Genomic DNA, 14,942 nt, shown 5'->3' with positions numbered 1-14,942 from the left:
AGCATTGTTTCGCGGAAAATGATTATCTTTGCCAACAAAAAAGGACGTATTATGAACAGACAACCGCAACTGATGGATGCCACACGAATGCGCGACATTCTCACACCACACCTCTCGCAAATGCGCGAGCATATATTCATGAATAGCGAACTGGCAATGGTTCGCGGCGACAGCACGGTGTTCAGTCTGCTGATGCGCCAAAAGCCACCTTTTACCATCAATGATCACCGTTTGGGCATCATCATGAACGGCGAGGCTGAAATTACCATCAACCTGCAAGACCGCCACCTTACGAGCGGCACACTCGTCTATATCGGTCCTGGCACCATCATCCACCCCAAGCGTCTGTCGCCTGACCTCCGCATCTTCGGAATGGGACTTTTTTCTAACTTCCCCATGCCCTTTGCACAGGGACAGATGCCGTCGGCCTTCAACGGGCAGGTGCGCGACTTCCAGTTACTTGTCAGCGAAGAGAATATCGCTACTGCCACACATATTATGGACGCCATCTGGCAAACGATTCATGCCACTGACGACTATCATCGTCCCACCGTCACAGCCCTCGTAGCAGCCCAGATGCACCACTACAACCAGCTGTTCCAGCAGCAGATCGACCAACAGACCAGCAGTCGCTCGCGCGAGCAGACCATCTTCGATCGCTTCCTCCAACTGGTTACCCAACACTGTGCCGAACATCATCAGATAGGATACTATGCCGACCGCATGTGCCTCACCGAGCGTTATCTGAGTACCGTAATCCGCCAAACCAGCGGGACCACCGCCAAAGACTGGATTGACTGTGCCTTAATCACTCTCATCAAAATAGAACTTCGCCACACGGATAAGCCTGCGGCCCAGATAGCCGAAGAGATGTATTTTGCCAATCCTTCATTCTTCTCGAAATACTTTCGTCGGCTCACAGGCATGACGCCTGGCGAGTATAAATCTATCAGTTGAGTAACTTTTGTATTGAAAAGTAAATGTGACTCGCTTGCGTCGGAAAAGGCATAAATGAAGATTTCAATAAAGGAGCCTACTCTACTATTAAAATTTGCAAAATGAAATATAATCATTGTACCTGGGAAAATGGTTTTCATCCCAAGTATGCTAATCGTATTGCGTGAGCTGAAGAACACAGTCAAAGAAATGCCAGAGAAGATGCCACCATAAATGCACCCGTAACAGGAATCTAAGTGGTAAGCTCAAATTTGTTTGCTCCCCTCACTGTATGGCGCAATGCACTGAGAAGTTGTTGTGACTCCTGGATCAAATTCAGAAATACAGTCATGCTCTCAATATTTAGTTGCTTGGCTTGCATGTCGTGAATGATGGTCCGTCGATAATCGGAGAACTGTGATTGCAGTTTATCAGCATCACCGCGTATCAACGCCATTGTTTCAGCATGGCAGGCACGATTGATGAGTTGCAATATCTCATTACGCATCTGTATGAACTCTTGGATATATTTGCTTGGCACAGGACTAAAGTTATTGCCTACATGCTCTAAGCATGGCTCACCCATACGCTTCAATCCATAAACCATTTGCGCTAGTGAGTTGATAGTCAGGAAGTACCAAGTGCCCTTCTCTATGCTCAACACAGGGTCTATCCGCCGCTGGGCTATAATCTGTTTGCGTCGCTGACGTTTAATCTTCTTGCGTTGGCTTTCAATCACCGCTGTGGTATGCTTCAGTGTGCGATAATCCTCATAAAAGAAAGCATCGGTCATCGATTTATAAGTTTCTGCTATCAATTGTAGATGGTTTGTGATGGTTAGTGCTACATGTTGTCGAAGCAGCACCCAACATTCTGCTTTATCGCTACTACGAACAATGCGATTAAACAATTCGTCGGTCTCGCTAGTCTTGTTGCTTTTCTCATAGCGCAGGTGGCTTCGGATAAGCAAGAAGATGGCTATAGCGATGGCAGCGGCCATTGCCACAAACGAGCCGAAGAATAGAGTAATGCAGACGAGGAAGCACAACATGAACGCCACACCAGCCGTGATGAACCAACCACCTATGACCGATAGCACACCAGTGATACGGAACACAGCACTTTCGCGACTCCATGCTCGGTCTGCCAGCGAAGCCCCCATGGCCACCATAAAGGTGACGTAGGTGGTAGATAGCGGCAGTTTGAGCGATGTACCCAAGGCCACCAATGCACCTGCAAGCACCAAATTGACTGTTGCACGAATCTCATCGAAGGCGGCTCCCCGCTTCAGCACAGCAGCATCGGCATTAAAACGTGAGTCAATCCATCGAGCTACACCACTCGGCACTAACGTCGTCAGACCGTTGGCAATGCTTCTCGACGAGCGAACCAAGGTCCGTGCGACACCACTCGAACCGAACATCTCGTCGCCCTCATCCTGGCGCGAGAGGTCAACCGAGGTCTTCACCACATTTTGCGCCTTCTTTGAGAAGACCAGTGCGAGCACCATTACCACTCCTGCCGCGACGAGATAGAATGCGGGGGTATGAACACTATGCATCAGCGAACGCATCATATAATTCTGCGCTTCGCCATTGCCGTTAGCCATATAGTCCAGAAATGCCTCTAACCCCGTCAGTGGGACGCCCACGAAGTTCACTAGGTCATTGCCTGCAAATGCCATTGCCAAGGCGAAGGTACCCAACAATACCACAAACTTCAGTACAGGCAGTTTCATGGCGCTCAGCAATGTCATCAGCACAGAGAACACTGCTATGCCGCCGCCAATAATCAACCATGTATTCTGACTGATAGTCTCTTTCACCTCTGGAGTCATCAAAGTACTTCCCTTCAATCCGTTGATAAGCAGGAACCAAACAATTGTCGTCACAGATAGTCCACCAAAGATACCAATCTTTAACGACGATGCTACCAAACTTCCCATCTTGCCCGACTGAGCTGTCGTTCTACCATTCACACGATATGTAAAAGTGAAAACGATGCGTGCCACCCATTGCACCATCATGCCGAGGACAAACGCAATGGCAACACTGAGGAAAATACCAAGGATAACCGAAATGGCTTTCTCTGTGTTCAGCAGATCACCTAATGAGAGTAATGTACCGTCAGCCGCCGTTGCCCCATGGAATATGTGTAACAGGGCTATGGCAAAGGCTCCACCCAGCAGTTCGAAAACCATCGAGACGGTAGTGGATGTCGGCATACCGAGCGTATTAAACACATCGAGTAGTATCACATCGGTCACCATTACAGCCAGGAATACACACATCACGTCGTAGAACGAGAAATACTGTGGCGTCATGATGCCGTGTCGGGCTACGTCCATCATACCATTACTCAGAGAAGCTCCAACAAACACGCCAACAGCAGCTATCGCCACCACCGTTCTGTATCTTGCCACCTTGGCTCCGATAGCTGAGTTCATAAAGTTTACAGCATCATTGCTTACGCCAACCACTAGGTCGAACACCGCAAGCACTATAAGAAATATAACTATTCCTAAAAATAATGTATTCATTTCTATTTAGTTGATTATCAAAATCACGTGTAGTTTAAGCCCTAGATAGTCCAATGAAAACAAATGTGAGAAACAACACAAGGATGACAAACCTCACCCAATTAAAGACTCTCTGAATTCTTTCTGCTTTTTCTATATTCATAAATGACTTTGCCAACCGTTAGTGATTGACATTACAAAAGTAAGCTGAGCATGTTACAAAAACATTTCATTCGTGTGATAGATAGGTTACACGAACGCATACAACAGGATTGTAACACGAGCGTAACAACAGCGTAACAAGATTGTAATAACTACAGATACCTTTTCCATGTATACTACCATTCATCATAAACTCCTGCATAATATCTAACATATGCAGGAGTTTATGAAAACTATGAGTTAACTCGATTGATTTCATGAGTTAACTCAATAGACTTATCGAATTAACTCAATAGACAAAATGAATTAATATACCTAGTTATTTCACCTCAAATCTTCCCATTATTCTAGCAATCCTTTTTTCTTACAATATTGTTTCTTTCATGCCTTGATTTCATCAGTTCAATAGCTTCTTTTCCTGTAAGATGCTCGATATCAAAGCGGATGACCAACATATGGGATAACCCGCATTCTATCTCTTTCTGAAGGTCTTCATCATGATTAGGATTGTAGCGATTACCCAGCATACGGGCCATTGCCAACTTCTCGGTTTCATCTTCCACAATATGGATTCTACCGAATGCTATTACGCTACGGAAGTACGTAGTATATTTTTCAGGCCTTACGTCGTCCTGATCAATGATACAGAAAGACGCCTTTGAACATTTGCGGATAGCATCGATTTTATGTCCTTCCATAGCACTATGGAAGTAAAGTCGACCCGCCTGATACACATAACTGATAGGAACGGCATACGGATAATCATTATCGCCTAGCAATGCCAACGTACCTGATGTGGATTTCTGCAATATAGCGACACTCTCCTCTTCGGGTAGCAGTTGACGCTTGCGCCTCATTTCTCTGAATTCATTCATGATATACCTAATAATTCTATCTCAAAAATAAGCGTGGATCCGCCAGGGATACCAGGCTGCGAAAACTTGCCATAGCCCATTTCAGCAGGGATATACAATTCCCATTTGTCGCCGATGTGCATCTGCTGTATAGCGATAATCCACCCTTCAATAAGGTCGCATAGTCTGCATGCCAATGGCACACCACCACGACTGCTATCGAACTGTTTTCCGTCGATAGTTCTACCTGTATAGTGGGCGGTAATGATATTACGAACCGTTGGTTTCGTGCTGTCTTGATTTCCTTCACCTAGCACCTTATAATAGATGCCTTTAGGCAGTGCTTTCACACCGTCCTCTTTAGCTTTCGCTTCCAACCATTCCTTGTTGGCTTGTATATACTCTCGCTTTGCCATATTTCTTTGTTCAATAGATGTATGATTACTTTTACCATTGCAAATGCTTCATCGGATGACCACCCCACTCGCTATCGTTCACATAGCGAAAACCAACTGAGTTGTAGAGCGACTCGCCTGCAGGATTTCCTTTATCTACGAGCAAGCCCACACAAGGCAGCCCCATCAAGTCGGCCTTCAATTTAGTAGCTTTCAATAGACGCTTAGCGATGCCGTTGCGACGATATTCGGGCAATACAGCTAGCGAATCGAGATAGAGTTCACCAGACTGTGTCTCATCGTCCATGCCCGAATGATCCTTGCCCAAGCGCATTTTAGCCTCAGCAATAAAAGTGCGACGCAATTCGTGCAACCTGCCACCATCATAACTTACAGCAACGCCCACCACTCTACCGTCGGCCACTGCAACCAATGTGTTTAGATAGCTGTACTGCGAATCTTCGCGCATGGCCAGTTCAGTCATCGTTGCATAGAAATCATCCAGTCCGTGGCCTTCTCCACAGAAGTGAAGACAGCACTCGTCTGTCATCGCCATCATGATGAAACGCGCTATGTCAGCAGCTTGCGCCTTTGTTGCTTTTTGTATATCTAAACAACTCATAAACTATCTGCTACTTCGTTAAACTGCACGCAAACGGCTTTGCTGACAGGGATTTCGTGATGGAGCTCAGTTAGCAAGCCTGTCTTCATATCACGACGATATACCTGGATGCAATTACTATCTCTACAGCAACACAACAAGTACTTACCGTTAGGTGTAATATTGAACTGACGAGGATGAGCCCCCGTTGGCTGATAACCGATACGAGTGAGTAGTCCTGTAGCAGTATCCACAGAGAAGATGGCTATACCCTCAGCTTTCAAACGATTGCTGGAATAAAGAAACTTGCCATCTGGACTCAGGTGAACATCGGCACCACCACGAGCACCTACACAATCTGACGTTATTTCCTGAAGCTGCTCCAATCGTCCTTGCGCATAAGCAAATACCGTTACCTTCCCAGAAAGTTCATTCATCAGATAAGCAAAACGCCCATCGTTGCTGAACACCAGATGACGCGGACCAGAGTCGGCACTCACTTTAGCTGCAACGCCATTAGCAATAACCTTTTGCCCCTTCAAGCGGAAAGAGAGAATCCTATCCGCACTGAAGTCTGTGGCCAAAATGTATCCACCATCAGGCGTGAAACATGCACAATGCACATGGGGCACTTCCTGACGAGAGACGTCAGGGCCGCCTGTAGCACCAAGGAATTTGGTACCAAGCGCAGCCTTTTCTCCATTATCGCGAAGGTTAAATACGCTCATGGAGCCACCTGAGTAATTGGCAGTTACAGACACGTTACCATTGCTGGCTACATAGCAAGGATCAGCCCCTTCTGTCTTCTCTGTATTGAGTAATTGTATCCCGCCATTCTTGCTTAGACGAATAATGTTAAGCGCTGCTCTGTCATCGTTAGTCTCGCTGACAACATAAGCCAACTTACCATTATCAGAAATCGTCAAGTATGAAGGATTCTGCAGCTGCAGAGAGTCAAGAAGCGCAGATTCTCCTGTATTCTGATTGAAGCTATAGGAATAAACGCCCCTGCTGCCGCCATCGGTATATGTACCAACCAGCATCATCAAGTTGTCCTGTGCCTTAACTTGACAAGCACAGCCCAACAAAGCAAGCAAAATGATTTTACACCTATTCATATTAGAAGAACTTCACGAAATCATCAAAACTCTTGCGTTCTGGACGAGTGGGCTCCTCAGCTCTATAGCCAAGAGCGATAACAGCCATGATGGTTTCGTTGCCAGGAATAGCAAAAGCCTCTCTCAACTTGTCGGCATCGCGCATACCCATGATTAGCGTATCAAAGCCCATCGCACGTGCCTTCAGAATCAGATAGCAGTCGCTCAAGCCGTTGTCGTAAGCTCCCCAGCCATCACCTACCTCGTTGGTCTGATTACCCTGGAAGAATCCCGACTTGCCACGCTCGAAGGTAGAAACGATAAGTACTGGGGCATTTTTGATACGCTCCTTGTTACCACCCACCATATCCTGAACAGCTGCCAGTTTCTCATCGCTGATAGCTACATAATACTTCGTTGGCTGCTGGTTGGCCCATGATGGTGCATCCTGAACGGCTTTAAGCAGATCGCGTACTTCTGCTTCCGAAATTTTCTTCGTAGCATCGTAGTTACGCACACTTCTACGTGAGGTTAGTACTTCGTCGAACGATGCTGTCTCATTTGCTTCCTTAACATTGTTGCTACCATTATTGCAACTTGCAAGTAATACCAGTGCCATTGCAGCACCTAAAACGATTTTCTTCGTCATAGCGTTTTTGTTTTTTATTATAACTAAATTATCTATTTTCTTTTCGAGCCTCAGTTATCTTGTATGGCCATATAAGGTGCAAATTTACAAATTTTCCTCATATCGCCTGCAAATTTATGAAGAAAAAAGCATTTGTTTTATACTTTTACAAAATAATATGTGTAAATTTGCACCCAGAAACAAATTAAATTAGAGAAAATATGGACAGAAGAGATTTTATCAAGAAGACAACACTGGCAGCTGCTGGTGCAGCTATCACCTCACCCGTATCAGCCATGCTGGCAAATACAGAATCGGGAAAAACGCTCAAGGTATTGTTGGTAAACGGCAGTCCGCGAAACGATGGCAATACATTCTGCTGCCTGAAGGAAATTGAGGCAGAACTTGAGAAGCAGGGCATCGCATCCGAGATTGTTCAGATAGGTCGCAAACCCGTCCGCATGTGTATCGCCTGTGGCGGTTGCCGCCAGAACAACGGTGCCGGTTGTGTGTTCAATGATGACATGTGCGCCGTAGTTACCGAGAAGATGAAAGAGGCTGATGCCATGATTGTAGGCAGTCCGGTATATTATGGTCAGCCCAACGGTGGTATTCTCTCACTGATGCAACGCTTGTTCTATTCTGCCGGCAACCTGGTGAGAAACAAGCCTGCTGCCGCTTTAGCCGTGTGCCGACGTGGAGGCGCCACAGCCACACTCCAAACACTGAATATGATGTTTGAGATGATGAACATGCCTGTGGTCACATCACAATATTGGAACATCGCCTACGGCTCAGCAAAGGGCGAGGTAAAGCTCGACACCGAGGGTATGCAAACCATGCGCACACTGGCCGACAACATGGCCTTCCTTCTGAAGAAGATTCACGCCAACGGCACGCCCGACTATCCCGAGCGCGAGCCATGGAAGCCCATGAACTTCATCAGATAAGAAAACCATTTTCTGATTTATGCCTATCATGTAATATAATATTTATGGAGAATTTTGAAGAGCAACTACACAAAGATTTACAGCAGTTTCTGCTGAGTATGAAAGAGGTAGACGAGCGTCTGCCCGAGTGCCCCGATGTTGAAGAGAAATGGGAAGAAATAGCTAAATCATATGTTCCAGATGGCATCCGAGAATTTCAGAACTACCCTTCGGCTTCGCTTGGATGGATGATGTATATCGGTATGGCAGTAGCCAAGATGTGGGACACCGAATGGGACATTTATTCAAAGATTGAAGATCTGTACACTTATATAAGAGATAAGCGCGGCTACGACGCCATGGATGAGTATATACGTGAGGAGGTGCTGCTGCTGAAGGGCGATGACTATACCCAACTTGAAAAGCTAACTGGCGAATGTGCATCACGCGTTTATAATGCCCTGATGCACCAACATCTGGAGCCAGGCACTAAGGAAGCCTTCAATGGTTATATAGCCTGCCTGCGCCAGCTCTACCACATGGGAGCCGCCATCCAGCTAAAGCGCATGGGCTACCACATGACAAAGATGAATTAACAGACAGCTGATTATAATGCCAGCATCTGTTCTAACCTATTCACAGCCTGGGTGATATCGGTCTGAAACTGCAGATGATTTCTCAGGAAATCTGTACGGCCATCAGCAATGGCCTCATACAGTTCCTGACTCATATCATCCACATAGCTGGCAATGGCATACTCGATATCATCCTTTTGCCAGTCGAGTTGGGAATGGATATATACATTACGCTTCTGATGCAGAAAAGCATAGGCGGTTTCTATACTGTAGCGTGTCATCATTCGTCGTAGCCGGTAGGTCGGAATTGCTTTTGTGGCTCACTCCACACAAAGTCGTGTTTCATGAGATAATCTTTTATTTCTTGGGGTTCTCTATTGAAAGCATAGCACAGCGATTCAAGGCTATCGAACTCTTCATCGCGAAGCAGCATATTTACACTCGAAACCAAAATAGCTGGGTCTTGTGGTAAGAAATCCATAATACTAATACCTATTAATATATTTGCTGAGATAATGCATCACATTATCTCAGCAATTGTTTTACGTTTTTTCTCCCTCAGCTCGTCGGCAGCATAGCCGATGGGGATGAGTACTGCAGGCTCTTCATTTTCAGCAAAGGTAAAGAGCTGCTTACATTTTTCTGCATCGAAATTGCAAACCCAGCAAGTAGCCAGCCCCTGTTCCGTTGCAGCCAGACACAGATGCTCTACGGCAATAGCAATATCGATATTACCATGAGGCTTACCATCTGCACGCACCCACTCCTCATCGTGAAGGATGCTGCAGATGATATACATCGGAGCGGTACTGAACCACTCGCGACCATAGCACGTTTGGAGGTTAGCCTTGGAAGTTTCGTCTGTTACGAGACGAAACTTCCAAGGCTGTTTATTCACTGCTGATGGGGCCAGGCGTACACACTCCATGATGTAGTCCAGTTTCTGCTGTTCCACAGCTTTCTCCTGATAGCTCCTACAGCTATATCTTTGTTTCACTAAATCTAAAAACTTCATATTCTTGTCTATTTATTATCTTCTTTCAAAGGTTTTATTTCAGCTCCTTGAGCAACTCGCGCACAGCGGCCTCCAACTGCAGGTCCTCACCCTTGACAACGGTCTCAGGACGATTCAGAATCAGCACATCGGGCTCCAACTGTGTGTTCTCCAGGTAGCTGCCATCAGGCAACTGATAGCCAATCACAGGCACACCGAATATCAGCGATGGGTCTTGCAGTGTTTCCCAGTTCACCGAACTCATGGTACCTGGCACGGGCGCACCCACCAGCTTACCAATCTTCTGATGACTATACACCCAAGGTGTGCCATGGGCATTGCTGTAGTTACCCTCGGCCTGCAGCATGATGCTGGGATGATTATAGCGACGACTTGGCATGTCGCACACCTCACGACCACGGATTACCTGAGTGAAATATTTATGGCCCGAGAACAGGATCTCGATATCCTCGTGCAGACGTCCACCACCATTATGACGGGTATCAATAACAATACCTTCCTTCAGGTTGTACTTACCCAGGATATCAGAATATACATCGCGGAAGCTGGCATCGTCCATACCCTCGATATGCACATAGCCCAAACGACCATTCGACAGGCGTTCTACCTCGGCGGCACGACTCTTGATCCAGCGCTTGTAGAGCAGACCCGACTGTTCCGAACGACTGATGGGCAACACCACCTCTTCCCATGTACCGGCATTGCCTTTCAGGCTCACTAGTGTTTTCTTGCCACGACACAGGTTCAGCAGCTGTGCCAGGTCGGTATCCTTAGTCACTGGCTGACCATTGATAGCTGTAATCACGTCGCCAGCTTTCACCTTACTATTGGCTCTGCTGAAAGGACCGCCTTCCAGAACAGCTGTAATCTTGATACCATCGGTGGCCTGTGTCAGGTCGTAGAGCAAGCCCAGCTGTGCGGTAGCATCACCCCTTGAAGATGGATAGAAACGACCACCAGTGTGACTCACATTCAATTCGCCCAACAGCTCACTCAGCATCTCAGAGAAGTCGTAGTTGTTGGCAATATGCGGCAGGAATCGGGCGTAGTTGCGCACCATCAGATCCCAATCGCAACCATTATAGTCGGTACGGAAGATCTTCTTATTAATCTGCTTAGCCACATGGCGCAACAGATATTCACGCTCGGCAGCCAAGTCGAGTTTCATCTGTGCATTGTAGGTGATAGTAGTGGTCTTGTCGCCCTTCTCTATCTTCTTCATGTTGCTACCCAATGAGTAGAGGTTGCCGTCTTTATCCATCTGCAGCACGCCACTTCCACCTTTGCTCAGCATCTTGGTTTCGTGCTTGCGCAGATCCATCTTCCAGAGGTCGAGCGAACCCTCAAAAGCAGAGAAGTAATAAAGATTCTCACCATCTTTACTGATGATGGCATCACCCAGACGACTACTGTTTGGAGTGAGGCGCACAATGCGGTTCTCAATACCATCAAACTCAATCTTCAGTGTCTTAACAGAATCGGCATCAGCCTTCTTATCTTTCGCTTTCTTATCGTCTTTTTTATCTTTCTTCTCAGGCTTTGCTTTCTCCAGTTCCTTCAGCAGTGCATAGTCCTCGGCCGAGAGGCGATAGCGATCGTAGGCATCCTGTGTGAGGAAAGCCAGGAACACATCGTTCTGACTGCCCCATGAAGCATGACTACGCATACCATAACGCTCACTCTTAAAGAGGATGGCCTTACCGTCCAACACCCAACGGGGACGGCTACTCATATAGCCACTCTGCGTGATGGGATGAATCTCACCACCTTCAGCACTCACGATACCCTGGTCGGCATAAGGATCGCGCTTGTTGGCAATATAGCTCAGTACAAACCACTTGCCATCGGGGCTCCACTCAAAGTCGAAGTTATCATCCTGATCATACCATTTGCTACCATCGGTAACCGTTGTCACCTTCTTGGTCTTCAGGTCAACCACCTTCAATTTGATACGGTCTTCGATGAAAGCCAGTTTCTTACCATCAGGACTATATTTAGGACTGCGGCGCTCCACCTGCGAGAAATCAATCTTGCCATCCAACTTCAGTGCTGGCAACTCAGGGAACACGCTTTCTTCCTTGATCAATGTAGCATTGGCAAAGTTCAAGTCCTCATCTCTCACGATGCTGGCTGTATAGAGCTGCCAGTTACCATTGCGCTCTGAGGCATAAACAATGGTGCGACCATCAGGAGCAAAATCCACATCAGCCTCAGCACCAGCTGTCTGCGAGATACGACGAGTAGTGGCATATTCCGTGCTGGTGACAAACACCTCACCACGCGTTACAAAAGCCACCTGCTTACCATCACGGCTCACCACCGCCTGGCGTGCACCTTTTGCAAAACTCAAGTCGGAGATAACCGGCTCGTCATCGCGTGTCAGGGTGATATTCAGTTTCTTGGGTTTCTCCCCACCCTTCTGCGTATATATCTCCCCATTGTAGGTGTAACAGAGCAGACCGTTGCGGGCTGCACTCAGGAAGCGCACGGGGTGTGTTTTAAAACTGGTGATAGGTGTTGGCTGTGCAGCAGGCTTGGTAATATCACCCTTGATAGCATACACGTTCATGCTGCCACCATTGCGCTCACTCAGGAAATAGAGCGTTTTACCATCGGCACTAACCACCGGATTACGATCCTCGCCAGCATGGGCTGTGATGTTGGTATGCTTACCACTCTGGGCATCATAAAACCACACGTCGCGGGTGATAGATGAAGTATGGTGCTTGCGCCACTCATCCTCATAACCTTTGCAATCTTGATAAAAGAAACTCTTACCATTGGCGGCAAAGCTCAACATCTCGGCTGGTGTTGCCAGCACCTGAAGTGTGCGCCCCCCCTTAACAGGAACCTTATATAATTCGGCCAACGAACTTGTCGGGAACATCACGCTCTCGGCAGGATCTTGGATAACGGCCCCAAAGAGCACCCACTTGCCGTCGGGAGAGAAAGACTGTGGCACCTCCTCGGCACTGTTATAGGTGAGTCGGGTGGCCGAACCACCATCAGCAGCCATCGTAAACACATCCAAATTTCCATGTCTGTCGCTAGCAAAAGCTATCTGCTTGCCGTCGGCACTCCATACAGGCGAGCACTCGTAGCTGTCTTGTGTTGTCAACTGTACTGCTGTTCCCCCTGTTGTAGATACCTTGTAGATATCGCCTTTGTAGCAGAATAGTACTTGATTTCCATCGGGGCTCACCACCACATCCCTCAACCAGAGTGGTGTAATAGCCTGACTGGCATTCACCTGAAGTGAAGCCCCAGAGAATGCTGCCATCAAAATGGCAGAACGCATCCATTGTTTTTTAGTCATTTTCATCTATTTCTTATTAATTAGTTTCATTATGGTTGCAAAAGTAATGTTAGAGTGGTAAATAGTTTTTAAAAAACTTTTTAAACTCACTCTCGAAATTGGGAGTCAGCATTCCTTTGCCCATGGCTTCGCGGATTTCCTGCATCGTCCAGAAGCGACCTCCGTCCAACTCTTCGGTCGAAGGTTGTATCGGTCCATCATACACAGTACGATTCACGTACACCAGTTCGCGTTCGCGCTTGCTTTCGAACACATATTTACCGATAAACTCAGGTTCAAAATCGGTGACACCCAACTCTTCGCGAACTTCACGGCGCAAAGCTTCTTCCGGCATCTCGCCATAGTCGATATGCCCACCTACGGCAGTATCCCACTTGCCGGGCTGGATATCTTTCCAATCCGGACGGCGTTGCAAGTAAATGTCGCCATGAGAATTGAACACATGCAAGTGAACCACAGGGTGCAGTAGCTTGGAGCCACTGTGACACTCGCCACGAGTGGCCTTTCCTACTACGTTGCCCTCCTCATCCACAAGGGGAAATATCTCTAATTGGTTGTCCATACAGAGAGTTTCATTTCAATGTCATCAACAGGACGGTCGGCTCGACCAGTGGCAGCGTTCTGAATCATCTCTACTACATCGAGTCCTTCCTCAACCTCGCCAAACACGGTATATTGCCCGTCGAGATGGGGTGTGCCACCAATGGTAGAATACAATTTCAACTGCTCATCGGTAAGTCCGTCCTTACCCACTTTTGCTTCAGCCTCAGCAGCCAACTTATCTTGCAGTTCCTGCAGTCCGGCACGATTGCGCTCGCGGCGCATCTGCATAATCTCGTCGCGATGCGCTGAAGCCAGGTGATTAAATACATCCTGCACTTTCTGCATGCGCAACTGCTTGGAGAACTGGCGCAGCTGACCTTCATTGTACACCTGTCCCCAAACGATATAGAACTGCGAACCACTGCTGCGGCGCTCAGGGTTCACCTCGTCACCCTGACGGGCGGCAGCCAAAGCACCTCGCTTGTGGAATATATTGTCCTTAATCTCAGCCTCGAGCGTATAGTCAGGTCCACCCACTCCCAGCATCTTGCCTGCAGGTGCCCCTTTCGAGTCAGGATCACCACCCTGAATCATAAAATCCTTAATCACGCGATGGAATAATGTGCCATCATAATAGCCCTCTTTCACCAGTTTCACAAAGTTATCACGGTGGATAGGTGTCTCGTCATACAGGCGAACCACAATGTCACCCAAGTTGGTTTGAATCTTAACTTTTGTCATTATATATGCAATTTTGGCGCAAAAGTACTAATTATTAGTCAAAAATCACTATCTTTGTGCCAACATTTAAGAGAATTTGTGATTGATATGCAACTAAACAGGATTATCAGAGAAACGAAACGGACTGACATACAGTACATTATGCAGGTAATGGAAGCTGCCAAAGGTATCATGCGCCAATCGGGCAACATGCACCAATGGGGCGATGGCTACCCGTCGGAGGATGTCATCGCAGCCGATATGGAGAAGCATGGCAGCTTTGTGATTGAGGATGAAGGCAAAGTGGTGGGTTATTTTGCCTTCCTACCCTCACCCGATCCCACCTATTATAATATATATAATGGCGAATGGCTCGACGACACCCAAACGTATCATGTGGTGCACCGCATTGCCAGTACCCCGCAAGTTCATGGCATCTTCAGCAGCATCATTGATTTCTGCACAGCGCATGAAACCAACCTGCGTGTTGATACCCACCGCGACAACAAGATTATGCAACACAATCTACTGAAGCATGGCTTTACCTACTGCGGCATCATCTATCTTGCTAATGGCGATGAACGCCTGGCTTACCAAAGGCTTGTTTAAATATCGCACACGATTTATAGTTAAACATACTTAAACTTTTGTAC

16 protein-coding genes are annotated in these 14,942 nt (G+C 47.2%); 4 read left to right on the top strand and 12 right to left on the bottom strand.

Going from position 1 to position 14,942, the window contains the following annotated elements; all coding sequences use genetic code 11:
- The first annotated feature begins 51 nt into the window (after positions 1-51).
- Positions 52-957: a helix-turn-helix domain-containing protein gene (locus T360_RS0111000; protein ID WP_197019307.1), complete on the top strand. Its 906-nt coding sequence runs from the start codon at positions 52-54 to the stop codon at positions 955-957.
- 232 nt (positions 958-1,189) lie between these two features.
- On the opposite strand, the gene T360_RS0110990 is transcribed toward T360_RS0111000, so the two are convergent.
- The 6 genes from T360_RS0110990 to T360_RS15220 form a co-directional block, all read right to left on the bottom strand.
- Positions 1,190-3,475: an inorganic phosphate transporter gene (locus tag T360_RS0110990; RefSeq protein ID WP_028912837.1), complete on the bottom strand. Its 2,286-nt coding sequence runs from the start codon at positions 3,473-3,475 to the stop codon at positions 1,190-1,192.
- 488 nt (positions 3,476-3,963) lie between these two features.
- Positions 3,964-4,491: a NimIJ family nitroimidazole resistance protein gene (locus T360_RS0110985; RefSeq protein WP_028912836.1), complete on the bottom strand. Its 528-nt coding sequence runs from the start codon at positions 4,489-4,491 to the stop codon at positions 3,964-3,966.
- Positions 4,488-4,886 (bottom strand): FKBP-type peptidyl-prolyl cis-trans isomerase, encoded by a 399-nt coding sequence (locus T360_RS0110980; protein WP_028912835.1) that lies wholly within the window; start codon positions 4,884-4,886, stop codon positions 4,488-4,490. Before T360_RS0110980 ends, T360_RS0110985 begins: the two co-directional genes overlap by 4 nt.
- 31 nt (positions 4,887-4,917) lie before the next feature.
- Positions 4,918-5,487: a GNAT family N-acetyltransferase gene (locus T360_RS0110975; RefSeq protein ID WP_028912834.1), complete on the bottom strand. Its 570-nt coding sequence runs from the start codon at positions 5,485-5,487 to the stop codon at positions 4,918-4,920.
- On the bottom strand, positions 5,484-6,584 hold the full coding sequence (locus tag T360_RS0110970; protein WP_051523532.1) for a lactonase family protein: 1,101 nt from the start codon (positions 6,582-6,584) through the stop codon (positions 5,484-5,486). Before T360_RS0110970 ends, T360_RS0110975 begins: the two co-directional genes overlap by 4 nt.
- A 1-nt stretch (position 6,585) precedes the next feature.
- A complete protein-coding gene (locus T360_RS15220) occupies positions 6,586-7,212 on the bottom strand; it encodes a nitroreductase family protein (protein WP_081772784.1) in 627 nt (208 codons plus the stop codon).
- A 200-nt stretch (positions 7,213-7,412) separates the two neighbouring features.
- On the opposite strand from T360_RS15220, the gene T360_RS0110960 reads away from it, so the two are divergent.
- Positions 7,413-8,141: a flavodoxin family protein gene (locus T360_RS0110960; protein ID WP_081772783.1), complete on the top strand. Its 729-nt coding sequence runs from the start codon at positions 7,413-7,415 to the stop codon at positions 8,139-8,141.
- Positions 8,142-8,239: 98 nt separating this feature from the next.
- Positions 8,240-8,716 carry a hypothetical protein gene (locus tag T360_RS0110955; RefSeq protein WP_231488152.1) on the top strand — a complete coding sequence of 159 codons (477 nt, stop codon included), beginning with the start codon at positions 8,240-8,242 and terminating at the stop codon, positions 8,714-8,716.
- An 11-nt stretch (positions 8,717-8,727) separates the two neighbouring features.
- Here the strand turns inward: T360_RS0110955 and T360_RS0110950 are convergent, their stop codons facing one another.
- From T360_RS0110950 to T360_RS0110925, 6 genes are all read right to left on the bottom strand, one after another.
- Complete coding sequence (locus T360_RS0110950; protein WP_028912830.1) at positions 8,728-8,979, bottom strand: hypothetical protein; 252 nt, start codon at positions 8,977-8,979, stop codon at positions 8,728-8,730.
- Positions 8,976-9,176 carry a DUF4250 domain-containing protein gene (locus T360_RS0110945; RefSeq protein WP_028912829.1) on the bottom strand — a complete coding sequence of 67 codons (201 nt, stop codon included), beginning with the start codon at positions 9,174-9,176 and terminating at the stop codon, positions 8,976-8,978. The genes T360_RS0110950 and T360_RS0110945 overlap by 4 nt, the downstream gene beginning before the upstream one ends.
- Positions 9,177-9,215: 39 nt before the next feature.
- On the bottom strand, positions 9,216-9,710 hold the full coding sequence (locus T360_RS0110940) for a nitroreductase family protein (RefSeq protein ID WP_028912828.1): 495 nt from the start codon (positions 9,708-9,710) through the stop codon (positions 9,216-9,218).
- 34 nt (positions 9,711-9,744) lie between these two features.
- Entirely contained in the window at positions 9,745-13,008 is a 3,264-nt protein-coding gene (locus T360_RS0110935; RefSeq protein ID WP_028912827.1) for a S41 family peptidase, read from the bottom strand.
- A 67-nt stretch (positions 13,009-13,075) separates the two neighbouring features.
- The gene (locus tag T360_RS0110930; protein WP_028912826.1) at positions 13,076-13,588 is read right to left on the bottom strand and encodes an NUDIX domain-containing protein; all 513 of its coding nucleotides are present in this window, start codon (positions 13,586-13,588) and stop codon (positions 13,076-13,078) included.
- The gene (locus T360_RS0110925; RefSeq protein ID WP_036929506.1) at positions 13,573-14,310 is read right to left on the bottom strand and encodes a peptidylprolyl isomerase; all 738 of its coding nucleotides are present in this window, start codon (positions 14,308-14,310) and stop codon (positions 13,573-13,575) included. Before T360_RS0110925 ends, T360_RS0110930 begins: the two co-directional genes overlap by 16 nt.
- 141 nt (positions 14,311-14,451) lie before the next feature.
- On the opposite strand from T360_RS0110925, the gene T360_RS0110920 reads away from it, so the two are divergent.
- The gene (locus T360_RS0110920; RefSeq protein ID WP_231488150.1) at positions 14,452-14,898 is read left to right on the top strand and encodes an N-acetyltransferase; all 447 of its coding nucleotides are present in this window, start codon (positions 14,452-14,454) and stop codon (positions 14,896-14,898) included.
- The last annotated feature ends 44 nt before the right edge of the window (positions 14,899-14,942 follow it).

The organism is Prevotella sp. MA2016, assembly GCF_000619825.1.
In the GTDB taxonomy this organism is placed as follows: domain Bacteria; phylum Bacteroidota; class Bacteroidia; order Bacteroidales; family Bacteroidaceae; genus Prevotella.
Note: the sequence above shows the minus strand (reverse complement) of the source record. Positions and strands in the feature narration are given on the sequence as shown.